Source organism: Sporosarcina sp. Y1009 (assembly GCF_057669865.1).
Window position 1 is genome coordinate 144,231 of the sequence record NZ_JBYHFO010000007.1, and the last position, 23,404, is coordinate 167,634.

Annotated in this window: 22 protein-coding genes; 6 read left to right on the forward strand and 16 right to left on the reverse strand. The window is 38.7% G+C overall.

Going from position 1 to position 23,404, the window contains the following annotated elements; genetic code table 11:
• Positions 1-3: 3 nt before the first annotated feature.
• Complete coding sequence (locus tag AC25Y1_RS10990; RefSeq protein ID WP_488148027.1) at positions 4-357, forward strand: SCP2 sterol-binding domain-containing protein; 354 nt, start codon at positions 4-6, stop codon at positions 355-357.
• Between the two features lie 163 nt (positions 358-520).
• Complete coding sequence (locus AC25Y1_RS10995; protein WP_488148028.1) at positions 521-2,113, forward strand: SulP family inorganic anion transporter; 1,593 nt, start codon at positions 521-523, stop codon at positions 2,111-2,113.
• Between the two features lie 36 nt (positions 2,114-2,149).
• Here the strand turns inward: AC25Y1_RS10995 and AC25Y1_RS11000 are convergent, their stop codons facing one another.
• Genes AC25Y1_RS11000 through AC25Y1_RS11025 form a run of 6 tightly spaced genes read right to left on the reverse strand, consistent with a single transcriptional unit; the run spans position 2,150 to position 7,777 of the window.
• On the reverse strand, positions 2,150-3,427 hold the full coding sequence (locus AC25Y1_RS11000) for a TRAP transporter large permease (protein ID WP_488148029.1): 1,278 nt from the start codon (positions 3,425-3,427) through the stop codon (positions 2,150-2,152).
• On the reverse strand, positions 3,424-3,921 hold the full coding sequence (locus AC25Y1_RS11005) for a TRAP transporter small permease (RefSeq protein WP_488148030.1): 498 nt from the start codon (positions 3,919-3,921) through the stop codon (positions 3,424-3,426). The genes AC25Y1_RS11000 and AC25Y1_RS11005 overlap by 4 nt, the downstream gene beginning before the upstream one ends.
• Positions 3,922-3,948: 27 nt before the next feature.
• The gene (locus AC25Y1_RS11010) at positions 3,949-4,986 is read right to left on the reverse strand and encodes a TRAP transporter substrate-binding protein (protein ID WP_488148031.1); all 1,038 of its coding nucleotides are present in this window, start codon (positions 4,984-4,986) and stop codon (positions 3,949-3,951) included.
• Positions 4,983-5,891: a hydroxymethylglutaryl-CoA lyase gene (locus AC25Y1_RS11015; protein WP_488148032.1), complete on the reverse strand. Its 909-nt coding sequence runs from the start codon at positions 5,889-5,891 to the stop codon at positions 4,983-4,985. The genes AC25Y1_RS11010 and AC25Y1_RS11015 overlap by 4 nt, the downstream gene beginning before the upstream one ends.
• The gene (locus AC25Y1_RS11020; RefSeq protein ID WP_488148033.1) at positions 5,892-7,094 is read right to left on the reverse strand and encodes a CaiB/BaiF CoA transferase family protein; all 1,203 of its coding nucleotides are present in this window, start codon (positions 7,092-7,094) and stop codon (positions 5,892-5,894) included. It lies immediately after the preceding gene.
• Between the two features lie 14 nt (positions 7,095-7,108).
• Positions 7,109-7,777, reverse strand: a complete 669-nt coding sequence (locus tag AC25Y1_RS11025) for a GntR family transcriptional regulator (protein ID WP_488148034.1) — start codon at positions 7,775-7,777, stop codon at positions 7,109-7,111.
• A gap of 273 nt (positions 7,778-8,050) precedes the next feature.
• Here AC25Y1_RS11025 and AC25Y1_RS11030 point away from each other — a divergent pair, with 273 nt between their 5' ends.
• Entirely contained in the window at positions 8,051-8,854 is an 804-nt protein-coding gene (locus AC25Y1_RS11030; RefSeq protein ID WP_488148035.1) for a C40 family peptidase, read from the forward strand.
• 55 nt (positions 8,855-8,909) lie between these two features.
• Here AC25Y1_RS11030 and AC25Y1_RS11035 read toward each other — a convergent pair whose 3' ends face one another.
• Both AC25Y1_RS11035 and AC25Y1_RS11040 read right to left on the reverse strand, forming a co-directional pair.
• On the reverse strand, positions 8,910-10,055 hold the full coding sequence (locus AC25Y1_RS11035; RefSeq protein WP_488148036.1) for a M20 family metallopeptidase: 1,146 nt from the start codon (positions 10,053-10,055) through the stop codon (positions 8,910-8,912).
• A gap of 60 nt (positions 10,056-10,115) precedes the next feature.
• The gene (locus AC25Y1_RS11040) at positions 10,116-11,756 is read right to left on the reverse strand and encodes a glycerol-3-phosphate dehydrogenase/oxidase (RefSeq protein WP_488148037.1); all 1,641 of its coding nucleotides are present in this window, start codon (positions 11,754-11,756) and stop codon (positions 10,116-10,118) included.
• Between the two features lie 226 nt (positions 11,757-11,982).
• Between AC25Y1_RS11040 and AC25Y1_RS11045 the strand changes: the two genes are divergently transcribed.
• Together AC25Y1_RS11045 and AC25Y1_RS11050 are read left to right on the forward strand one after the other, a co-directional pair.
• On the forward strand, positions 11,983-12,777 hold the full coding sequence (locus AC25Y1_RS11045; RefSeq protein ID WP_488148038.1) for a VTC domain-containing protein: 795 nt from the start codon (positions 11,983-11,985) through the stop codon (positions 12,775-12,777).
• The gene (locus AC25Y1_RS11050; RefSeq protein ID WP_488148039.1) at positions 12,746-13,429 is read left to right on the forward strand and encodes a DUF4956 domain-containing protein; all 684 of its coding nucleotides are present in this window, start codon (positions 12,746-12,748) and stop codon (positions 13,427-13,429) included. Before AC25Y1_RS11045 ends, AC25Y1_RS11050 begins: the two co-directional genes overlap by 32 nt.
• A gap of 53 nt (positions 13,430-13,482) precedes the next feature.
• Here AC25Y1_RS11050 and AC25Y1_RS11055 read toward each other — a convergent pair whose 3' ends face one another.
• Entirely contained in the window at positions 13,483-14,688 is a 1,206-nt protein-coding gene (locus AC25Y1_RS11055) for an acetyl-CoA C-acyltransferase (protein ID WP_488148040.1), read from the reverse strand.
• A 130-nt stretch (positions 14,689-14,818) separates the two neighbouring features.
• On the opposite strand from AC25Y1_RS11055, the gene AC25Y1_RS11060 reads away from it, so the two are divergent.
• Positions 14,819-15,625, forward strand: coding sequence for an IclR family transcriptional regulator domain-containing protein (locus AC25Y1_RS11060; RefSeq protein WP_488148041.1), 807 nt, complete (start codon positions 14,819-14,821; stop codon positions 15,623-15,625).
• Between the two features lie 47 nt (positions 15,626-15,672).
• On the opposite strand, the gene AC25Y1_RS11065 is transcribed toward AC25Y1_RS11060, so the two are convergent.
• From AC25Y1_RS11065 to AC25Y1_RS11095, 7 genes are read right to left on the reverse strand one after another with little or no spacing between them, the layout of a single operon-like run.
• Positions 15,673-16,554: an ROK family protein gene (locus AC25Y1_RS11065; protein WP_488148042.1), complete on the reverse strand. Its 882-nt coding sequence runs from the start codon at positions 16,552-16,554 to the stop codon at positions 15,673-15,675.
• 21 nt (positions 16,555-16,575) lie between these two features.
• A complete protein-coding gene (locus AC25Y1_RS11070) occupies positions 16,576-17,526 on the reverse strand; it encodes a GNAT family N-acetyltransferase (RefSeq protein WP_488148043.1) in 951 nt (316 codons plus the stop codon).
• A 17-nt stretch (positions 17,527-17,543) separates the two neighbouring features.
• Positions 17,544-19,145: an FAD-dependent oxidoreductase gene (locus AC25Y1_RS11075; RefSeq protein WP_488148044.1), complete on the reverse strand. Its 1,602-nt coding sequence runs from the start codon at positions 19,143-19,145 to the stop codon at positions 17,544-17,546.
• On the reverse strand, positions 19,129-20,847 hold the full coding sequence (locus AC25Y1_RS11080; RefSeq protein ID WP_488148045.1) for a hypothetical protein: 1,719 nt from the start codon (positions 20,845-20,847) through the stop codon (positions 19,129-19,131). Before AC25Y1_RS11080 ends, AC25Y1_RS11075 begins: the two co-directional genes overlap by 17 nt.
• A gap of 38 nt (positions 20,848-20,885) precedes the next feature.
• On the reverse strand, positions 20,886-21,860 hold the full coding sequence (locus AC25Y1_RS11085; protein WP_488148046.1) for a Gfo/Idh/MocA family protein: 975 nt from the start codon (positions 21,858-21,860) through the stop codon (positions 20,886-20,888).
• Positions 21,857-22,546 carry a hypothetical protein gene (locus tag AC25Y1_RS11090; RefSeq protein WP_488148047.1) on the reverse strand — a complete coding sequence of 230 codons (690 nt, stop codon included), beginning with the start codon at positions 22,544-22,546 and terminating at the stop codon, positions 21,857-21,859. The genes AC25Y1_RS11085 and AC25Y1_RS11090 overlap by 4 nt, the downstream gene beginning before the upstream one ends.
• Positions 22,547-22,559: 13 nt before the next feature.
• Positions 22,560-23,396, reverse strand: a complete 837-nt coding sequence (locus AC25Y1_RS11095) for a sugar phosphate isomerase/epimerase family protein (RefSeq protein ID WP_488148048.1) — start codon at positions 23,394-23,396, stop codon at positions 22,560-22,562.
• Between the last annotated feature and the right edge of the window lie 8 nt (positions 23,397-23,404).

Consider the following 23,404-nt stretch of genomic DNA (forward strand, 5'->3'; position numbering starts at 1 on the left):
TAAATGACATCAAATTTGAATGAAATGTCGATTGAAGAAATTTGGCTAGAAATCGACAAGAAATTGAACGAAAATGCTGAACCATATCAGGACATGAATACGACTTACGCTTTTAACCTGTCCGGGGAAGATGGTGGACAATTCGCGCTTAAATTTACAGATGGACATGTAGAAACCATTATCGGGATGCTTGATGGATCCGACTGCGCACTGTCAATGAGCGTTAAAGACTTCAAGAAGTTAATCGAAGGAAACTTAAACGCAACCACCTCATATATGATGGGGAAACTTAAAATAAAAGGGAATCTTGGTGAGGCGTTAAAACTCGAAAAACTCTTAAAACAATATTCATTTTAAAAACATTAAAGAACCGGTTATTCTCAGAAAAGAGAATAACCGGTTCTTTAATTATTTAGAACACATTAAAAACCAAGCTGAACCCTTGGTGTTACTACATTTATGAGGTATAATATAGTTGGAAGATCTTAAAAACATACTAATATTATACGGAGTGAACGACGTGTTCAAAGATAATCGATTTCTTGATTATAATGTAAGCGGGTTCAGAAAGGATTTAATCGCAGGGATTACAGTGGGAATTGTTGCCATACCACTTGGAATGGCATTTGCAATCGCTTCTGGTGTAAAACCCGAATATGGACTCTATACGACGATTGTTGCAGGTTTTATTGTAGCTCTCTTAGGTGGATCTCGATTTCAAATTGCAGGACCAACAGGTGCATTTATCCCTATTTTACTGGCTGTTGTTCTTCAATACGGTTACGAAGATTTGCTCATCGCCGGATTTTTAGCAGGTATTATACTTGTCGTTATGAGTTATGCAGGAGTGAGTAGTCTAATACACTTTGTACCAAAGTCAGTGACCATAGGCTTTACTGCTGGTATTGCCATCATTATTTTCACTGGACAGCTCGAGAATTTCTTCGGCTTGACTGGTGTCGATAAAAAAGAGTTTTTTCATGAAAATATGATTGGTTTGTTCAATCAATTATATACAGCAAACTTTAATAGTATACTCATCGCAGTTATTGGTCTAGCAGTTATTTTTATTTTACCAAAAGTGGCACCGCGCATTCCGGTTCTTCTTGTTGCACTCCTCATTCCAACACTTATTTCCTTCTTCTTCTTTGATGGGAAAGTTGAAACAATCGGCACTGCCTTTGGCGGCATTCCAAACTCCCTACCGACGTTCCAATTTCCTGAAATTACATTATCTAGATTGGTTGCTCTATGGCAACCAGCCCTTGTTATCGCCGCACTTGGTTCCATTGAATCACTTTTATCAGCCGTTGTTGCGGACGGGATGAAACCTGAGAAAGTTGAGAATCATAATTCCAAGCGAGAATTATTCGGCCAAGGAATCGCAAATATTATCACACCTTTGTTTGGCGGAATTCCTGCAACCGGCGCGATTGCTCGTACGGCAACAAACATTCGTGCAGGTGCAGTAAGTCCCGTCTCTGGAATTGTTCAAAGTATATTTGTTCTTGGATTCCTTCTTTTATTTGCACCCTACGCATCACATATCCCACTTGCAGCGATGGCACCAATTCTCATGTTTGTGGCTTGGAATATGAGTGCAAGAAAAGCTTTTGTACACATATTGTCAATTCGATCGGGTGACTCTATCGTCTTGTTAACTACTTTTCTACTAACGATATTCGTAAACTTAACGGTCGCTGTGCAAGTCGGTATTCTGATTGCGATTATCTCCTTTTTACGCAAAATGGTCAATAAACTTCATTTAAAAGTGGCGAAAACCTCCGAAGTTGAGATCATTAAATTCGGTCAAAATCAGCCTGATGCGTTAAAGAAATATATCCTCGATGGCCCATTATTTTTTGGTACGGCAAAAACTTTTGAGGATGCTTATCCCGTTATCTTGACGAAAGATGTGAAGACAATTATTCTTGACTTAGAGCATACATCAGTCATAGACGCAACTGGAGAAGCTGCTTTATCAACGTTTATTGACGATGCACGCCGCGCGGATATTCACATTATCATTAAGAAACTACCAAAAGAAAAAATTCCCCTTTTTAAAAAGGGCGGATTATATGAAAAAGTTGGCGCTGAGAACTTCTTTATGTAAAAAGGAAGACACCGAATTGGGTGTCTTCCTTTTTCATTACTTAATATCACTGTGTATTAACACCGTTGCTATTTCAGGGAAAAACGATAAGACAATCATGAAAACAATCATGATAACAGCATACGGAATAACACCTTTCACAATTTCACTAATTGAATTTTGCCTATCTAACCCTTTCAGCACGAATAGATTCAAGCCTACAGGCGGCGAAATTAGTGCTAGTTCCATGTTAATCACCATGATAATCGCAAACCAAATTGGGTCAAAGCCAAGTGCGATAATGATTGGATATAGAATTGGCAATGTGATGACTAGGATAGACACTGTTTCAAGGAACATACCTAAGATCAACAACACAATATTTATCAAGATAAAGATGATCCAAGGATTAATATCTTGTGATGTTGCGAAATTTACAACGGATTGTGGAATTTGTAAAATCGTCAAGATAAATCCTAATAACATTGCACCAATAATGATAAACAAAATCATTGTATTCGTTTTTACTGTTGCAAGCATAATTTGTTTCAAATTGGCAATGGTTAAGTTTTTATAAATTATCGCTGATATTGCGAAACTGAGTACAACACCAACTGCCGCCGCTTCAGTAGGGGTAAAGAAACCTGTGTAAATCCCACCAATAATTATTACTGGAAGTAACAAGCCCCATATTGCCTTTTTAGAAGCTTCAAACCGTTCTGCCCAAGTCGCAGGTGCATCTTTGATATGCCGCGCTTGATAAGCAGAAAACACCATAAATGCAAGTGTCATAATGATTCCCGGGATAATTCCAGCAATAAATAGCTTACCAACAGATTCTCCAGTAACCGAACCATAAATAATCATTGGAATACTTGGTGGGATTAGAATACCAAGCGTTCCCCCTGCTGCAAGTAGGCCCAGTACATGTCTCTTAGGATATCCACGTCTCACCATTTCTGGAAGTGCTACTGCACCAACTGTTACAGCAGTTGCAACACTAGAACCTGAGATTGCGGAAAAGATTGTACAACAAAAGATTGTTGCAATTGCGAGTCCTCCTGGAAAATGTCTAAACCATCTACTCGCCATCTCATAAAGATCTTTTCCAACTCCACTGACAACTAACACTTGACTCATCAACACATACATCGGTAACGCTGTCAGTGTGAAATCATCCAAGGATTTATATGAAATAATTGGAATTTGCGCAAATGCAAATGTCCCCCCATTAAAGAAGAACATCCCACCAACAGCTAATAGGCATAGTGCGAATGCGACTGGCAACCCGAGTAAAAGAAGAACACCTAATCCACCTGTAAAAAAGAAACTCATATATGTTCTCCCCCCTCATGCACGCCGCCGTCAATAATTTGTAAGATAAAAGCTATACATAACAGCACTCCACCTGCTAATAGAAAAATCTCTGGCAGGTACATAGGTACACGTAATAAGGATGCTGATGTAACGCCTAATTCGTAAGTCTTTACTACATGACTAAATGTGTAAATCGTGAAAATCACACTAAATAATAAGCCTAAAGAATTCGTAACATAAGCAAGAATCGTTTTAAAACGGTCATTCACACTATTGATCAATAAATCAACCGTGATATGCGAGTATGTTCTTACCGCAAAGGCACTTCCTAAAAAACAACTTCCGATTATCGCATAAATCGACAACTCTGTTGCCCATGATGTCGGTGCATTGAAAACCGATCTGGAAACCACCTCATAAAATGTCATAAAAGTTGTAATCAATATTAATGTTCCTGCTATATAAGCGCCTAATTTAATAAGAAAATCAAAAAAGTTGTATACTTTTTTCAATGGTGGTTCCCTCCTAACTAAACAATTTTACTTACCGACTGTCATTTCTAACAGTTCTTTTCCAAGTTCACCTGCATTTTTAGTAAAGGCTTCTTGTACAGGTTCCGCGGCATCAATCCATTCTTGTATGTCTTCTTCAGGTACTACATAGACCTCCATACCATTTTCTTCAAGTTGTTTCGCTGCTGCTGCATCTTCAATTTCTGCCTGTTCACGAATCCACTTTTCAGTTTCATCTGCTGTTTCTTGTAGAAGAACTTGTGTTTTTTCAGGTAACTTATCCCAAAAGTCTTTATTCACTGCTAGTAGAAATTCTAGATAAGCATAATTATTAATCGTTAAATACTTTGTAACCTCGTCATATTTTCGTTGAAGCATTGCAGTTGTTCCAGAAGTAGCACCGTCAACAGTATCTCGTTGTAAAGCCATGTATACTTCTCCACCGCCCATGAATACTGGTGATGCACCATATGCTTTAATCAGTTCTGAAGGGATATCTCCGATACTTCTAATTTTTAAGCCCTCAAAATCCGATGGTGATTTTAATGCACGTTTATTATTTGCGAACTGAACGTAGCCATAGTCAGCAAACATCAAAACTTTCGCACCTTTTTCTTCCATCGCATCGCGTAATTTGTCACCAAATTCGCCGCCCACAGCTTCTCCTACGGCCGCATAATCATTAAACACATAAGGTACATCGAAAATCCCCATAGCTGGAACAGTTGATGCCCAAAGGGTTGATGAGTTAACACCCATTTCGACGCCGCCTGATAAAATTGATTGGTTCATATCTTTGTCACTTAATAATTGACCCGCTGGATAGACTTCAATTTTTACTTTTCCACCAGACTTTTCAGTCACATCTTTTGCAAATTGTTCAATTCCTACCGCTATGTGGTGATCTAGTGGTAGATTATAGGCAAGGCGAATTTTCGCTTCTTCATAATCACCGTCGCTTCCCGAACCATTGCTGCTCGCATTTCCTTCGTCTGTGCTACCGCATGCTGCTAACACCAATACCGCTAAAATTGTATAAATAATACCTGCCATCCACTTTTTCATTTTCTATTCCCCCTCGTATCTGGTCTTTCTACATGCCTGATTCTTCCCAATGGATTTTTTGACGAGAGACTCGCAGCATAATCAGCCGCGTCTAATAACTTCTCAAAATCAATACCTGTTTTAATGTTCATCCGTTCAAATAAGTACACCAAGTCTTCTGTCGCCAAATTCCCTGCGGCTCCAGGTGCAAATGGACAGCCTCCAATTCCGCTAACCGCCGCTTCAAATATCCTAATGCCCACTTTGTAAGCTGCATAAGCATTTGCCGAAGCAAGTCCACGCGTATCATGTAAATGAATGGCTACTGGTGTTTCCCCAGCTACTAGTAAAACCTCTGCCATCAAAGCTTCGACTTGATCCGGTGTCGCGATTCCGATTGTATCTGCAATTCCAATCCGATCAGCACCCGCTGCCTTGGCCTTTTTCACAAGAGATAGAACTTGTTCTTTCGATACTTGTCCTTCATATGGGCATCCGAAACTGACTGCAACTGAGAAACAAGTTTTTATACCTGTCTTCTTTGCCTGTTCAACAATTGCTTCGAACTGTTGTAGATTGTCGCTGATTGTCATCCCAATATTTTTCTCATTAAAAGTTTCAGTTGCAGAACTCACCCAGTTAATTTCAGAAAGTTTATGATGACTTGAACGTTCATATCCTTTTAAATTAGGGACAAGTGCAATTGATTCAAGATTTGGATTGGAAGAGACTTCTCTAAGTAAGTCGTCTGCGTCTGCCATTTGGGGTACTTTTTTCGGATGTACGAATGATGTCACTTCAACTTTTGAAATACCTGCGTCCACAAGCATTTCAACTAACTTTGCTTTTTCTGTTGTAGCAATTATATTGGAATCGTTTTGCAAGCCATCTCGTGGACTCACGTCGATTATCATTACATCTGGCATTTAGATAATCCCCTCCTTTTTCAGCCTAATAAAGTCATCAAAGCTAAAATCCAAATACTCTGAGTAAACTTCGTCATTATGTTCGCCTAACGTCGGCCCAACCCATTCTAAATCACCTGGTGTTTCAGAAAGTTTTGGTACAACCCCCGGCACTAAAACCGAACTCCCATCAGGCAAGTCTACTTTTCTTAACATGTCACGAGCTTGGTAATGTTTATCGGCAACTATTTCTTCAATTCCATAGATTGGCCCAACTGGAACTGAAGCCTCGTCAAGTTTCTTTTGCACGTCTTCCAAAGTATGTTGTTTTGTCCATTCTTCAATTGCTCGGTCTATCGTTTCAACATGATCTGCTCGCCCTTGGTTCGTTGCATATCTAGGATCGAAAGCCAAATCCTCGCGGTCCATAGCAACCATCAGTCGTTCATAGATTCGGTCACCATTTCCCCCAATAACAATTCGTTTTCCCTCTTTACACTCATAAGTATTTGATGGGGCAATTCCTGGCAATGTAGCACCACTTCTTTTTCGTACATGCCCTGTTAAATCAAATTCCGGTAAAATCCCTTCTAGTAAACTAAAAACAGACTCATATAATGCAACATCGACAACTTGTCCTTTGCGGTTAGGGTCCTCATCACGTGCACGTAATGACATAAGGGTTCCAATAACCGCATACAAGCCTGCTACCATATCCCCGACGGCAACTCCCACTCTGACAGGTGGTAATTCTGGGTAGCCAGTCAGGTATCTTAAACCACCTATTGCTTCTGCAACGCTTCCAAATCCTGGTTTTTCTCGATAGGGACCAGTTTGACCATAACCAGAAATTCGCGTCAATATGATGGATGGATTAATCTTTTTCAATTCATCAAATCCAAGTCCCCATTTTTCCAACGTTCCAGGTTTAAAATTTTCAAGCACAACATCGACATGCTTTACCAACGATTTAACAATTTCTTGCCCCTCTGCTTCTCTTAAATTGACTGTGATAGATTTTTTATTTCTAGCCTGAACATACCACCAGACGGCGGTGTCCTTATGCATGACACGCCAATTTCGAAGGGGGTCACCATTTTTCGGCTCCTCTACCTTAATAACCTCCGCACCAAATTCCGAAAAGATCTTTCCTGCAAAAGGTGCAGCAACTATATTTCCTAGTTCCAAGATTTTAATCCCATCTAACGGCTTTCGTTTTACCAATGTTGCACCTCCTATCATTTATTGGCGATATGCATAAACATTTTATAATCATTTTCGATATGACTTTTCATATGAAATCTTGCTGCATCTGCATCTTGATTGGCAATTGCATGATAAATAGCTTCATGCTCAACTAATGCATTCTTAATATGCTGTGGATAGTTTTCTAGAATTGCCTTCCTATAAAAACTATTGACACCACGTAGTTGAGCAATCATTGAGACTAAAAATGAATTTCTACTTGCTTTAACAATGTCGTTGTGAAAATCTAGATTCGCTTCATTCACAGTTGCTAAATTATTCGGCGCTGATAATTGGTTACTATCCAACAAATTCAAATGTATTTGTTCAAGTTCCTTCTCTGAGCGCCTTTTAGCTGCATAAAAAGCTGCCAATGACTCCATTTCTACTCGACATTCAAATAAACTTTGATAGTCTTCCAATGTCGGTTCGACGACGGTAACACCACCGGTTGAATTGACTAGCAAAAGACCATCTTTTTCAAGCATCCGTATGGCTTCCCGTATCGGACTTCGGCTCACTTGAAGGTCTGACGCAATTTTTTCTTCAATGAGTCGATCTCCTGGACGAATTCTTCCTGATGTAATTGCGTCTTTCAAGTATTTGTAAACTTGTGTTTTTAAAGTTTTGCGTTTTATAATTGCGCCAGTCAAATATTTCACTCCTTTATACTTCGTCGACGGTATACAGTTTGTGTTAACAGAATAATACAACGCTACTTAATAGTCAATATAATTTTTATATAATAATATTTCGACCAAGTTAGAAGATATTACAAAACGTGCTTGTCTTGAAGTCGATATGTTTTATATGTCACTAAGATGTAATGTAATTGTAATTATTCTTTATGTTTAATTTGTTACGATAGTTATAGACAAATAGACAGAAAAAACGAAAGAATCTTTAAAAGATTTGAAAGGGGAAAAGGGAATAACATGAAGCGAATCATTTTCGGAATTTTGGCATGCTTACTTTTAACCATGGCAACTCCTGCCATGACCTCTGCTAGCTCTGCATCTACACTGATTGGTATTGCAAATGGTTATATCGGATCCCCATATTCATACGGTGGCACGACTAGCTCAGGATTTGATTGTTCTGGATTTACACAACGTGTATTCAGCGATGCAGGAAGTTCACTTCCTAGATCAACAAGCGGACAGTTTGCTGTTGGTGCATCAGTAGCTAAAGAGAACTTGCAAGCAGGGGATCTCGTATTTTTTAACACAAATGGAAAAGGCGTATCGCATGTAGGTCTCTATATAGGCTCTAATAATTTTATTCACGCTTCCTCTAGTCGGGGTGTTATGATTTCTTCCATATATGACCCACATTACTGGGGAAGTCGCTATATCGGAGCGCGCCGTCCAAATGTTCAACCTACTGAAAAACCAAAAACAGAAGAAGTTACTGAAGTAAAAGTGGAGAAAAAAGAGGAAAAACCAAAAGCAAAACAAGAAGTTAAAAAAACGAGTAAACCTGTAACAACACAAAAGGTTGCTGAAAAACCGCAAGCAAAAGCTGTAACAAAGACAGAGACAGTTTCTACACCACCTGTCCAAGAAACTAATCCAGAAGAAATTGTGGATGAAGAAGTTGAGATTGAAGTTGAAAGCGAACTAGAAATTGCAGCACAACTCAATTTTGAACACTTACATCCCACTTCTATTTATGAATTCCAAGCTCATTTGGCGCAGGATGTAGACTATTACTTAACCGTTAAAAAAATTATTTCATAATTTTACGATTCGAAAACACCAAAGCCTAAAGTGGCTTTGGTGTTTTATTGTATTTTTATTTATTTGTTAGTCGATGAATCACATGAGCTAATAAATGAGTACGTTCAACGAGACTGTCAACTTCTAAATACTCATCTTCACTATGTGTATTTCCACCAATCGGACCTAATCCATCAATCGTGGCCACTCCCATTGCTGATGTAAAGGAAGCATCTGAGCCTCCCCCAGTCGCCATATCTTTTATATCAATTCCAAGCTCATTACCAACAGATTTAATCACGTTGAGGAGATCTATCGTTTGTTCATTTTTCACCATTGGCGGTCTTTCAATTCCACCAGTCACTTTGATAGTTGTGCCTTTTACATCAGGAACTGCACATATCTCTTTAATTTGATTTTCAAGCCATTTACCCTGTTCAATATGGCTAATACGAAGATCTACCTCTGCAGTAGCCCATGGAGCGATTGTATTTACTGTATCTCCACCCTTAATCACCCCAACATTGACAGTAATCCCTTTTTCATAATCAGTTAACTTCAGGATTTTAATAATTTTAAGTGCCAGTTCTTCGATTGCACTACTTCCTGCCTGTGGTTCTACACCCGCATGTGCCGCTTTACCAGTTACATGTAGCGTCATCTCACCGGCTCCTCTTCGAGCCGTGACGAGTGAGCCATCTTGTCTGGCAGGCTCCATAACAAGCGCATATTTCTTATTTTCAGCATGCTCTTCAATCAAGTGTCTTGAAGTTGGAGAACCAATTTCTTCATCACTTGTTAAAATAATCTCGATATTCTTAAGTCCTGATTGATTCGTTTTTTGAAGTGCCTTTAATGCATAAAGAATAACGATATGGCTTGCCTGCATATCAATAACACCCGGTCCATACGCACGTCCTTCATTAATTCTAAAAGGACGTTTTAATGCAGTGCCTTTCGAAAAAACAGTATCCATATGCAGAACAGACAGTATTTCCGGATTAACAGCCTCTTGATGACGTATGATTAAATGATTTCCCTGAACTTCTTGGAAATTCGTTTCGATCACAAATCCTAGGTTCTCATATTCAGCTTGTAAGATAGCACCAATTGTATCTATGCCTTCTTTATCCATCGAGCCACTATCTATATTTACTAATCTTTCTAGCAACAACAGCATTTCCTCTTCTTTTTCCACTAAGTAATTTTTCAAATCTTTCACACCTATCTAATAGTAATATAGTATTCGGCAGATAATAATCCTAGAAAGATATAGTTTAGTTTAACCCTTCGCCTCTCGGATTCGCTGCTCTAAATCTTCTATAAGTGACTCTTTTCTTTCTGGCGTCCAATGTAATAGACGATCCATATACTCGATTACAGGTTTTTTCCATATTTGAACCCATTGAAGATCAAAATAGACTGCTCCAGTTCTTCTTGTGAAAAAATCCGTAGGTGTCACTGCCATTTCATGATAAATCGCATAATGTAAGGTCAATTTGATTGGAAGCGGTAAATCTAATTCCACTAATAATTCTTCTTCTAAATTAATGATTTTATCTGTATTTGTGCCATAAACTGCAGCAATCGATGCACCGTCATCTATTGACATCCCCATTTTCGAGAGTTCTCTAGCTTTGGCTTCGATGAAGGTCGGATAATCACTGGTTTGAAAAAAATCACCTCCGGACAACTTCATTTTTTTTGTAATTGAGGGTCTGCTTCGGATACCTTCAATATTCAATTTATCTACTATTAGGTCTGTTATTGACTCCGCCATTTTTCGATAGCCTGTCAATTTACCACCAGCAATTGTAATGAGTCCCGTGTCAGATGTCCAAATTTCATCTTTCCGCGAAATTTCAGAAGGGCCTTTCCCTTCTTGAAGTATTAGAGGACGTATACCAGCCCATGTTGACTCAATATGCGTCATATTTATCTTAGTGTCCGGGAACATACTTTGAACACAGTTCAATAGATATTTTTTATCCTCTTCTGTCGTTATGGGGTGTTCCAAATTATCTTCATAGACTGTATCCGTCGTTCCTATATAAGTCTTTCGATTTCTTGGAATCACAAAAACCATTCGCCCATCTGGTGTGTCAAAATAAATAGGTTGATGGAGAGGGAGCTTTTTTCGATCGATGACAATATGAACGCCTTTTGTTAGTAGGAGGCTTTTTCCAACAACTTTTTCATCTAGATTTAATACTTTTTCAACCCAAGGACCAGTTGCGTTGACAATGATTTTCCCTCTTGCAAGATGACGGTGATTCGTTACTTTATCCGTAATGTAGGCACCACAAACGATTCCATTAGCGTTATATTTAAATTCATTAACCATGGTGTAATTAAGTAAATCTGCTCCGTGCTCAAAAGCACTTTTGGCAACTTCAATTGTTAGTCTTGCATCATCCGTACGGTACTCCACATATTCCCCACCACCTAATAACCCATTTTTATTAAGCAAAGGTTCTCTTTGGAGGACATCCTTTCGAGAGAGCATTTTTCTCTTTTCAGCAGACTTAACACCTGCTAAAAAATCATATACTTTAAGTCCAATTGATGTTGAGTATTTTCCAAATGTTCCTTTTTTATAGATAGGTAACAGCATCCATTGAGGGTGTGTAATATGCGGTGCATTTTCGTAAACAATCGCTCGTTCTTTTCCGACGTCAGAAACCATTTTAACTTCGAATTGTTTTAGATAGCGGAGCCCACCGTGAACAAGCTTAGTAGAGCGACTTGATGTCCCCCCTGCAAAATCCTGCATCTCCACTACTAGAGTCTTCAACCCTCGAGTTGTACAATCAAGTGCAATTCCTGAACCTGTAATTCCACCGCCAATAATAATAACGTCGTACTCTTTGTCTTCAAGTTCGTTCAATAAATTCGATCTTTCAACATATGAAAAATTCCTCATTTGAATATCTCCTCTATGGAATAGAATTGAATGTTCTAGTTTAACTATACAATGGATTCCAATAATTACAAACTACATAAGGGGATATTTTATACATATTTCCCGACGGTATTTAGAGATTCTCATGACTTTCTAATAAATCTCTCAGTAGAATCACAGAAGGGAACCATATGATAAGGGTAATCCAAATAAAGGATGGTTGTTAATACATAAGAGGAGAGATGATATGGCTATTGAGATCTTTAGTCGGCGTGAACAAAAGTATCTAATTACGCGCTGGCAGTATGAGCAGCTTGTCGAGAAGATAACACCTTTCATGCGACATGATAAGTACGGGGTAGGTGGTCAGTATACGGTAACCAGTCTATATTTTGAAAACCCTAACAAAGTAATTTATTTTGAAACGAAAAACAAATTGAAGTACCGTCAAAAACTACGACTGCGTGTTTATGATGATACGGATCGAAACGGCACAGCATTTTTTGAAGTGAAGCAAAAGCATAATAAAGTCGTCAACAAACGCCGTCTTGTGCTGCCGTTAAAGGAAGCTTATCGATACTTAAAGAATGATACTGATGAGTGTTTATCGAGCTTTGAAACTTCTAATCCACAAGTCTTAAAAGAGATTGATCATTTCCGTAGATTTTATAACTTACATCCCGCAATGATTGTGAGTTATTATCGGCATGCATTTCACGGAACAACTGATCCGGAACTCCGAATCACATTCGACTTGGACCTCAAATGTCGAAATGAAGATTTAGCACTTGAACATGGTCCTTATGGGGAGAACTTTATCGATGAGAACCTTGTTGTACTTGAGGTTAAAGTTAATGATAGTGTGCCATTATGGCTTACGCGTTTTTTACAAGAACTAGATTGTGAGCAACGAAGTGCTTCGAAGTTCTGCACGAGCACGGAATTATTATATGGAGATAGCCTTCCACATAATGACTGGATGGAAACAACAACAATTGGAGGCGTTAAAGATGGAGAGCATAAACAACTTATTTCAATTTAATGGCGTAGATGGGGAACCGACAATATGGATGAGCATTGGTGCAATGGCCATTGCAGCAGTGTTGAGTTTAATCATTACAAAGGTGTACCAAATAACATTTACTGGTGAGCGTTATTCTCAGGCTTTTGTTCATACAATTATCATGATGAGTGTCGTCGTTTCAGTTGTTATGAATGTCGTGAGTGGTAATGCGGGTGTTGCATTTGGTTTATTTGCAGTATTTTCTCTGATTCGCTTTAGAAGTGCTGTAACAAATGCGAAAGATATCGCTTATATTTTCTTTGGACTATGTGTCGGAATGACCGCAGGATTATTTCAGTTCGAACTAGCCATCGTTTTAACGCTTTTTGCGAGTCTTGTGTTCTACTTACTATATAAAGTCGATTATGGCGTTGGGAAAGACACACAAATCCTAAAAATTACAGTTCCTGAAAATTTAAATGATGAAAATCTATTTGATGACATTTTACAAGAAAAAACGGATAGCTATCAACTTCGTCAAGTTGAAACAACAAACCTAGGCACAATGATTTTATATACATTTGCCATTCGCAGTAAAGTCGATACAAAAGATCAAGAATTACTGAATGTAATTCGCGAAAGAAACGCAAATCTGAAAGTGTCATTGTCTTATATGGAAATGAGAGATTAAACACAAAAAAACCGTTCTGTCATCATAGCAGAACGGTTTTTTATTTGAATTCATTACTCTATATTTTCAACAACTACTGATATCCCCTGCCCAACTCCGATACACATCGAAGCGAGTCCCAGTTTTGAATTTCTTTTCTTCATTTCATAAATTAGCGTTGTTAAAATTCGCGTCCCGCTTGCGCCTAGTGGGTGACCAAGTGCGATTGCACCACCGTTGACGTTTACTTTATCTATATCCAGTCCAAGTTGTTTCACGCATTCGATAGATTGGGATGCAAATGCTTCATTAATTTCCACTAAATCAAAGTCTTCTGCAGTCAATCCGTACCGTTTCATGACTTTCTTCGTAGAAAAAATTGGACCTAATCCCATTAGCGAAGGTTCAGTTCCTGCCGTTGCAGATCCAACAAATTTCACTAAAGGTTTTAGATTTAACTTTTCCGCGAGTTCTGCACTCATCAAAATCACGCCCGAAGCACCGTCATTGATACCAGAAGCATTTCCAGCAGTAACTGTGCCATTTTCAAATAATGGTCGTAAATTTCCTAACTTATCTAATGAGGTTGTGGGCCTTGGGTGTTCGTCCTTATCAATAATGGTTTCATTGCCTTTTCGATCTTTAACAACTACAGGAATAATTTCATCTTCAAAACGATTATTTTCAACAGCTTGCTTTGTCAATTGTTGACTGCGGTACGCGAAAGCATCTTGTTCTTCTCTAGTAATATTAAATTTTTCTGCAACGTTTTCCGCTGTTTTCGGCATCGTTTCTGTGCCGTACATTTCATTCAACTTAGGATTGATAAATCTCCACCCCATTGTCGAGTCATGTAAGCCCAAATCCCCGCGTGGATATTCTTGTTCTGGTTTCCCCATGACAAACGGAGCTCTCGTCATACTTTCAGTCCCGCCTGCAATGATGACATCACATTCACCAGAAAGAATTGAACGTGCCCCCATACTAACCGCATCTAAACTCGAACCACATAAACGGTTCACCGTTGTGCCACTCACTTCTTGTGGCAAACCCGCTAACAGTAAAGACATTCTACCAACGTTACGATTATCTTCTCCTGCACCGTTTGCATTGCCCAAAATAACATCATCTATTAAAGTTGGATCTAGTTCTGGATTTCTCTCGAGTAAAGCCTTAATAACAATCGCGCCTAAATCATCAGGACGCACATTTTTAAATTGTCCTTTATATCTACCAATGGGCGTACGCACTGCATCTACTATGACTACTTCTCTAGACATAAAAAATCCCCCTCTTTTTTAAAATAAATCTATGTGAATTTAGTTGTAATTCATGATCGACTATTGTACGATAAACGTACACTTGTATTAATTAACGTACAATACTATTATACCATTGGAGGCTTGTTCAATGTCAAGCGAAGTTTCTAATAACTCTATTAAATCATCAGATTTTATACAATCTCTTGAACGTGGATTATCGGTGATTCAAGCTTTTTCACCAGAATATCCGGATCTAACTGTGAGTGAAGCCGCACAAATCACAAATTTAAGTCGGCCTGCTGTACGTAGAATATTTTTAACCCTTGAAGAATTGGGTTTCATAGATTCCTCAAATGGACGTTACCGTTTAACTGCTCGTGTACTGGCATTAGGCTATTCATATATTTCATCGAGAAAAATCTGGGAATTTACACATCCACATATGCGAAAGCTTGTTGAACAAACAGGAGAATCTTCTTCAATCTCTGTGTTAGATCAGACGGATATCGTTTACGTTGCTCGAATTCCAACGAAACGAATTATGGCCATTGCATTGGATATCGGCTCACGTCTTCCTGCATATGTCACTTCAATGGGACGCATCTTACTCGCAAATCTGTCAGCTGAAGAACTCGATGAGTATCTCAATTCAGTCGACCTAAAAGCATTTACAGATAAAACAATTGTAGACAAAGTAAAATTGAAAGATCAGCTAGAAGAAATTCGAGAAAAAGGTTGGGCGAGTACAAAGCAACAACTTGAGGACGGGCTACATTCAATTGCAGCACCTATTAAAAATCAAGCAGGTAAGGTAATCGCAGCGATTAATATCTCTGCACATGCCGGCAGATTTACAGAAGAAACTATTGAGGAATTTTATGTCCCACTTCTTGTGGCAACTGCCAACCAAATTAGTGAAGACATTTCGAAATCCTATCAGATTTCACAATTATGAATACCAAAGAAAAGTGTAGAGGCTCCCTCTACACTTTTTTAGACTTCTTATTGTGTTCTCAGCGCAGCGCCCACTAATCCTGCCTCTCCTTTATGGAGACTTCCTTCGATACGTGTTTCTTTCCCACTTAAAAGCGGGTGTTGCAAATATCGTTTTGTTTCATTTCTCACTGCTTCCACAAGTTTCGGATGATGATTAAAAACGCCACCGCCGAGAACGATACAATGTGGATCTGAATAGACCAAGATATGATGAATTTCTTTTGCCAATGCTTTGACAGCGTCATTCATAACGTCAATCATTCTTTCATCGCCCTCATAATAAAATGCCATCATCTCTTTTAATGTCATATCAGATTGGTTGAATAGCTTTCTTCCTCTTGCTTCCAGAGCAGGACCTGAAACAAGATCTTCCAATGTTCCATTCGAGTCCTCCATAAGACTGAAGCCTATTTCTCCGGCCATGCCAGCACCCCTAGAAAAACGTCCATGGTCAATTGTGCAACATGAAATACCGGTACTTAATGTTACATAAACCAATGATTCATCTGTATAGCCACGTGTTGAATACTCTCCCCACGCCGACATATTCGCATCATTATCAATGACAATATCAGCCTGGGCATATACTTCCTTAAGCCGCGCATGCAATGGAAAGTCTTTCCATGGTAGATTGTTTTGATAGAGAATAATGCCGTTTTCCACGTCCAAAACCCCTGGAAGTCCAACCGAAATCCGTTGAACGTCACTCATTTGGACAGACGCATTCTGACAAAGTAAGGTGAATGAATCGACCAAAGAAGTAAAAAGCTTTTCCCCACTAGTTGACTCACTCGGGATAACTGTTGATGATACTAGATTCACATTTTCATCATACAAACCTGTAGCGAGTTTTGTACCGCCAATATCAGCTGCAAGAATATAGTCCATTGTCTATTTAACCCCCTGACATCAAGTTACATCTTTTAAATAAACCCCATATTTTTTCCACGGAACAAAATCAAGTCTACCGTAAAAGTCTAGGAAAACCGTCCAATCAATAATAATGGTTGTAATATTTCTCGCTTGCAAATAAGCCATTGCCGCTTGGACAATCCCTAGTCCATAGCCTTGCTTCTGCTCATCAGGATCTATACCCAGAGGACCAATTCCGCCAACCTCCGTCCCAAACAACGGACTCCAGTAGACGTTTTGTGCGATAAACGGTGAATCTACATCATTCATTCTACAAAATCCGATGATGCTGCCCTTCTTTTTTATCACAAGGTACTCTCTTCCATTCCCGTTCAGCTCAAAATACTTCACCGCTTCGTAAACCCAGCGTCCTGGAAAACATCTTTCAAGAAATGAGAGAAGGTCATCTTTCTCATCAATATGAAGCAGTGAAAATTCAATCGAATCATCTTCTGGAACCGGATAATTCTTCTCTAAATGATTCACTAAATCATAAGTATCGACTCGCTTTACGTACCCTTTTTTCTCAGCCCATTTACTGGTTTCCTTATACTGATCTGGAATTCCAGAAAAATAATGAAAGGGATCCCCACACAACTGTATTTCTTCTATTCCTTGCTTTTTCAATTCAGTTTCAGCCCGCTCAAAAAGTGCCGTCCCTATTCCTTTTTTACGATACGCTTGATCTACTAGCAAGACTTGAATCCAGCCTCGTTTCGGATCCATACCAACATCGATGTCCTCTAGCCACCGTTTGGAAACGATAAACCCAATGACATGATCATTAAGATCTACCGCAATGTACGAACTGTTAAAGCAAATATTTACATCATCAAAACTATTTTGTTTGAACAACTCTTTACGCATTGGAAAATCAGTTGATAGTTCTTTTTCCCACAACGCAAGCAATTCATCTAGTCGCCCAATATCCCATGGGATTAGCTTCATATCCATCCCCCCGATTTCTATTCTTTCCCGAACGTTTCTTTCATACGAGACAGTGGATCATCCATCATGTCTTCGCCCCATTGGACAACTTGACTACCATTTAAGAGTTCCTGTTTCAGTTCGGCATAGTCCACGTCTTGAACGGTTTCATTATGCCTAATCGCTAACGAAGCCGCTGTGCCTGCTGCCTGTCCCAATATCATAAATACTGGCTCCATCCGAATCGAACCATAGGCAATATGAGAACTAGATAAACAAACAGGTACAAGTAGATTTGTACATTCTTCGGATTTTGGGCGGATGGAGCGGTACGAAATTTCATATGGAGGAATTGGTACTTGTACATCCCCTTCATTGACACATCTACCATTAATCACGACACGTCGACAATTATGCGAATCCATATGAAACGATGCCAATCCAATCGGATCATCCACAAAAGTTTGTTGTAAACAGTTGTGGTCTGTCATGACATAATCTGAGACCATTCTTCTTCCTTCACGAATGTATAGTTGATGTGGCCAGTGCCCGGTTTGAAGAAACTCGTCTTTCGGTAATCCCCAACCAGCTACTTCCCTACGAATTTCCTCTGGAACACGTTGATCATTCGACAAGAAATACAACATGCCTAACGCATAATTAACATGGTCCTGAAAAATTTCCTCTCGCCTTTCATAACTACCTTCAGGCCAATCGTAGTTCATCCCTAAATTATCAGTTGAAAATGCACCGTAATTATTCAAATCTGATTTCCCATTCGGAAGCATCGTATGCAGATTCATCGCATCCCACACACCCGATTGTATATAGCGCAGAAGAAGCTGATAGCGCTCCGCATCATACTCGGGCGGCTCTGGAAATGGAACTTGATTATCCTTATCTTTTGTTAAACATATTCGAAAATTATAAGCTTGAATCCGATGGTCCCCTTGTCCTTGATAACCTAATTCACTAGGGTCATCCTCTGTAACGCCTGGCAGTAACCCACTAGTTGGATCACCTTCGATAACATAAGGATCAATCCACTTTTCAAATTTATGATGAGGCGCACCGAACTGAATTCCATTATAAATCTCTTTATATGTAGCATTGGACTCCCTACCGACAAAAAAGGAAACACCCGCTTTTGCCAATAAATCTCCTTCATAACTACAATCCATAAATACCTTTCCGATAAAACGATTCCCATTCTCCATTGTAATTTCACGAATTTCTAAATCTACCTTCATCACTTCATCTAAAGGCTGATTTAAGTAAATCGGAATCTCATGTTCATTCACCCACTGTTCCAAAACTGACTGCGCAGCTTTAGGTTCAAAAGTCCATTGTTTATCTTTCCCGTAATAGTTTGCGATTCGACTATAGAATTCCTTTGACAGTCCTCCTACAGCATCTTCTGCGCCTAAATCCGTCGCCCCTAAGCCACTTGCCGTCATACCGCCAATATGACGACTAAATTCAACAATAGCCACTGTCGATCCCATCTTCTTCGCTTGAATCGCTGCCGTTATCCCAGCTGGTGTTCCACCGTAAATAATAATATCCTTTTTGATTGTATTTGAGGTTTCAAGTTTTTCAGTCTGTTTATAATAATATAGATGTTCAAAACTCAATGTCATGACCTCCGCTACTTTCTTTTGACGCCCAAATTTCGATATACAATTGCACTGACTTTTTTAGCATAGAAAAATAATACAGCATCATTTGCTGGTTATTTTTGCTACTTAATGATTCATCCGCTACCAAATCTAATGGCGCTAATAGCGATTCGACTTGTTTCAAATACTCGACTACCTTTAAATGCTCTTTTGGTTCAGTAACTTTTTCCGGATCAACAACCCTTGCTGGAAATAGCGGCACATTGTATTTTGTATGCGCTGAAACGATACTTTCCAATTGAATAATTATTGAATAAAAGAAATGTTGGTCTTCCTTAAATCTAGAAAAGTATTCTTCCACAATATCCTCAAAACGCTCTCCCCAAGTAATTCGGGTATAAATATAATTATTTAAATGGTGAATCCATTTCCAAGGATAATTTTCTAGAAATGCAGGCGCATCCTTTTTACGATGTAATGGAACTATTAAATTTAAAACGCCTTCTATATTCTTTTTTTTATATTCCTGTAAATCCTCATGAATTCTTGTTAACAGCGGTGGAAAAATTTCAGATAGCATAAAATGATCACTATAATATTCAAGAACCGTCAATGACCTTCCCTTGTTATCAGTTTGCCTAACCCAGTCCTGCAACGCCTCGTTCGCTCTGTTTTGCTGATTGTTACTGGAGTTAATTGGCGTTGAATAGTCCCTTCCCCAAAAGGCATACAAAACATCAACTTTGTCTGACGCTTCAGTTCCTGAATCTCTTTCCAACATACGCCAGGAAAGACCCGCATTATAGACAATAAATTCAGCATCTATATGCGGTAATTTTTCATTTAAGGTTTTCTTCAACTTTTCTGTAAAACTAATATACGTTTGTAAAAATCCATCCGCATTTTTTTCATCGATACCTATATCCTCTGGCCATAATGAAACTCTCGTTATAATCTGATTTTCAAGGCAAATCTCAACAATCTTTTGAATCACTTTGTCCTGAAGCATGATATTGTCCGCAAAAAATTTAAGTTTCTCTTCTTTTTGAAGACTTTTACCAACATCTTCATTTTGAATTTGCGCTAGTAAATAGCTAAGACTATGACCACCGAGCGTTACATTGACATCGCGTTTTTTTAACTGTGGTGCCACTTCATGCTTAATTTGATCCCACAGGAAGAATGTGAAGAAATACTCATTTTGGCCGTTTTTCACGCCCCAATCAATTAGTGAATTAATGTAGTCTGGATCATTAATTGTTTCCAGAATATTACCCCGTCTTGCAAATAAAGGCTCGTGAATATAGATGTCATCTTCATGTGGCCCTATGTAAGCTGTTTGAATCGTTTCATCCTCTAATTCAATCCATTGATAACCTAAATACTGCTTACAATAATGATAAACACCATATAAGATTGCTCTCGGTTCATTTCCTATAATCCATCGATTATTACCTGAGTGAACCAATGCAAAACGATCACCATGAAGTGATATTTTTTCTTCAGTCATGCGATTATACTCATCCGTATCGATTAACATAATACATGTATCCGTCTCTTCATTTAATCTGTTAAATACAGAACGATCACTGATTTGACATTCCATATCCGCTTCCTTCATAAGTCGTTCCAGCTCTCTAACTGCAAAGATGACCGTCTCATGTGCATCCCAATAAATGACTTTATGCATAAAAATAGCACCTTCTTTATGTAATTGTTTCAAAAAAAGAGCACATAATCAGTGCTCCAACCTTCACTCGTTTATAATTTAATCGCTTTTGTCGATTCACTAGATTCATAAGCTGCCAAGGCAACTTCAAGTGACTTCAAGCCGTCAAACCCTGTTACGGAAGGCGCTCTTCCTGTTTCAACACAATCCACAAAGTCACAGATCAATGCAAAATCCATATCACTGCCATAAAATTCGTGTTCTAAAGACTTACTGCTGTTGGCGTATAATCGTATATGTTCACTGAACGCATCAACTTTCACAGTTTTTTTCTTTCCAATGACCTCAATCGTGACGTCTCCCCAAACTGGATATTCTGTAAATCGAGACCAACTCGCGTCATGGGAAGCGATTACCCCATTCTCGAATTCCAACGTCAGAATACCTGCGTCATCAATATCAATATCATGAAAATAGGAATCTACAATAGCCTTTACCTCTGTTACTTCTTCATTTAAATACCAACGCATGATATCTACCATATGAACTGTATGATCTAATACAGCACCGCCGCCTGATTGTTCTATATCGATAAACCATCCACCCGGATTTTGTCCACGATTCGTTGTGCGAAAAGCTAAAATTTCACCTAACTCATCGTTATCAATCATTTGCTTGAGTTTTTGAATAGGCGAACTAAAGCGAACCGGATAAGCAATTTGGAAAATCACTTCTTGTTCATCACAAACAGCAATCATTTCTTCTGCATCTTTTACATTCGTCGCAATTGGCTTTTCACATAGTATATGTTTTTTCGCTTTTGCTGCATTAATGACCATTTCTTTATGTCTATTATTTTCACTACAAATAATGACAGCATCAATATCCAACGCAAGAAATTCTGCCTGATTCGAATAATGAATTGTATTGTATTGCTCTGCTACTTTACGCCCTCGTTCTAGATCTTCATCAAAAATTGCGACTAGCTCGACATTCGGCATTTTCATTAAACCGTCTGCATAGCTATAGGCGTGCATATGTGCGAAACTCATCATCCCAATTCTCATGAGCGATCACCTCCGTAAATCAATGCTTTTATGCGTTCCAAATGACTAATCAGTGCGCCGTCGACTAGATGTGCCGTTTCCAAAATCGAATCTACAGTGTAGGTTATTGGATTTTCCGCAGGTTGTATAGGTTGCATTTGTCCACTATTGAATTCAAGAATACGCTTAATACCACTCCATTCAAGTTCGATTCTATCCTCATGTCCAACTGTAAATTCGATATGCGCCATCGTCCCCTTGCCAAAATTAACCGACAAAATTGTATGTGCTGGCGTTGAAGTGTGATCTGTACGTTTCAGCTGGACATCTATTGCTTCGCCAAATAAAGAGGATAGAACGTATAAATCTCCAATAACAAATGATGAATAATCCTCTTCTCTAACAATTCGTCGATAGCGAAAAACACCTTTGGAAGTTTCACCTTTTTTAATAAGTACTTTTGCTTTTTGATAAAAAGCATGATTATCCAAATCAAAGTAAAGATAGTTACCTTCAACTAATTTTTGATTCATATACGGATGATAAATACTTGCACCAGAAATCGTCTCCATTGCCAATCCATTTATCGGTACAATATAGGTCTCGTCTTCAGCCCTCTTACTATCTTCTAAAGAGGAAACGAAGTTAATTTTTTCTAATGAATTGCTTATATCCACTCTTTCTATATCAGCGTATACGATATTCATGCTACATCTCCCTCTATGCTAATAGTTTTCTCAAACGTCTAACTGCTTCCTCATTAGCTTTTTTAGCATCATCAAATCCTTCATACTCTATCGACAACCAACTGTTATAATTGATGTCCTTCAAGCCTTCAACAATTGTTTCAAGATCGACTTCTCCGTCTCCAGGGATGACACCGATCAATTCCACACCTTCTGTTGAACGGAAACCATTTACCGAATCATTGACAGCCTTTTCTCGGAAATCTTTAAAATGTACATGAACAATTTCCTTTTTCACTTCATGAAAGGCTTCAGTCGGATTTTCATGAACGAGTAGAAAGTTTCCCGTATCAAAGGTGCACTTCACATAAGGGCTATTGACTTCATTTACAATTTTCATGATTTGCTTACTTGTCCCGGCTAGTAATCCGTGATTTTCAATCGCCAAATACACTTTTGCTTTTTCAGCGGCTGCTGCACATTTCTTTAGCCCTTCAATAATCCAAGAAAATCCATCTTCAAATGTCAGATTCTCTTTAATATCCCCACAAAATATGCGAACAATATTCGTGTCTAACTTCTGGGCAATTTCTATACCTTCGAGTACCTTTTTCACTTCAGCATCTCGTTCTACAAGTGTTTCTTTAACAAAATTATTCGTGATATCATATGCTGACACTTTTAAATCATTTGATCGTAAAGATGCTCTTACTTGTTCAATTTCAGCTTCACGATTATCTGTCCAATAGATGTCTAGTAATTCGACACCGTCTACTGGAATTTGGCTTGCATAGTCAATAAAGTCAGTTATCGTCCAACCTTCTTTTTTAATAGTGGAGGCAAGACTGTACATACTCACACTGATTTTCATCGTATCAC

Bases quoted from the DNA above. Each gene is read 5' to 3' on its own strand.
- AC25Y1_RS10990 (WP_488148027.1), top strand. From the start codon at position 4: ATGACATCAAATTTGAATGAAATGTCGATTGAAGAAATTTGGCTAGAA.
- AC25Y1_RS11000 (WP_488148029.1), bottom strand. From the start codon at position 3,427: ATGAGTTTCTTTTTTACAGGTGGATTAGGTGTTCTTCTTTTACTCGGG.
- AC25Y1_RS11010 (WP_488148031.1), bottom strand. From the start codon at position 4,986: ATGAAAAAGTGGATGGCAGGTATTATTTATACAATTTTAGCGGTATTG.
- AC25Y1_RS11015 (WP_488148032.1), bottom strand. From the start codon at position 5,891: ATGCCAGATGTAATGATAATCGACGTGAGTCCACGAGATGGCTTGCAA.
- AC25Y1_RS11030 (WP_488148035.1), top strand. From the start codon at position 8,051: ATGAAGCGAATCATTTTCGGAATTTTGGCATGCTTACTTTTAACCATG.
- AC25Y1_RS11040 (WP_488148037.1), bottom strand. From the start codon at position 11,756: ATGAGGAATTTTTCATATGTTGAAAGATCGAATTTATTGAACGAACTT.
- AC25Y1_RS11045 (WP_488148038.1), top strand. From the start codon at position 11,983: ATGGCTATTGAGATCTTTAGTCGGCGTGAACAAAAGTATCTAATTACG.
- AC25Y1_RS11050 (WP_488148039.1), top strand. From the start codon at position 12,746: ATGGAGAGCATAAACAACTTATTTCAATTTAATGGCGTAGATGGGGAA.
- AC25Y1_RS11055 (WP_488148040.1), bottom strand. From the start codon at position 14,688: ATGTCTAGAGAAGTAGTCATAGTAGATGCAGTGCGTACGCCCATTGGT.
- AC25Y1_RS11060 (WP_488148041.1), top strand. From the start codon at position 14,819: ATGTCAAGCGAAGTTTCTAATAACTCTATTAAATCATCAGATTTTATA.
- AC25Y1_RS11065 (WP_488148042.1), bottom strand. From the start codon at position 16,554: ATGGACTATATTCTTGCAGCTGATATTGGCGGTACAAAACTCGCTACA.
- AC25Y1_RS11070 (WP_488148043.1), bottom strand. From the start codon at position 17,526: ATGAAGCTAATCCCATGGGATATTGGGCGACTAGATGAATTGCTTGCG.
- AC25Y1_RS11075 (WP_488148044.1), bottom strand. From the start codon at position 19,145: ATGACATTGAGTTTTGAACATCTATATTATTATAAACAGACTGAAAAA.
- AC25Y1_RS11085 (WP_488148046.1), bottom strand. From the start codon at position 21,860: ATGAGAATTGGGATGATGAGTTTCGCACATATGCACGCCTATAGCTAT.
- AC25Y1_RS11090 (WP_488148047.1), bottom strand. From the start codon at position 22,546: ATGAATATCGTATACGCTGATATAGAAAGAGTGGATATAAGCAATTCA.
- AC25Y1_RS11095 (WP_488148048.1), bottom strand. From the start codon at position 23,396: ATGAAAATCAGTGTGAGTATGTACAGTCTTGCCTCCACTATTAAAAAA.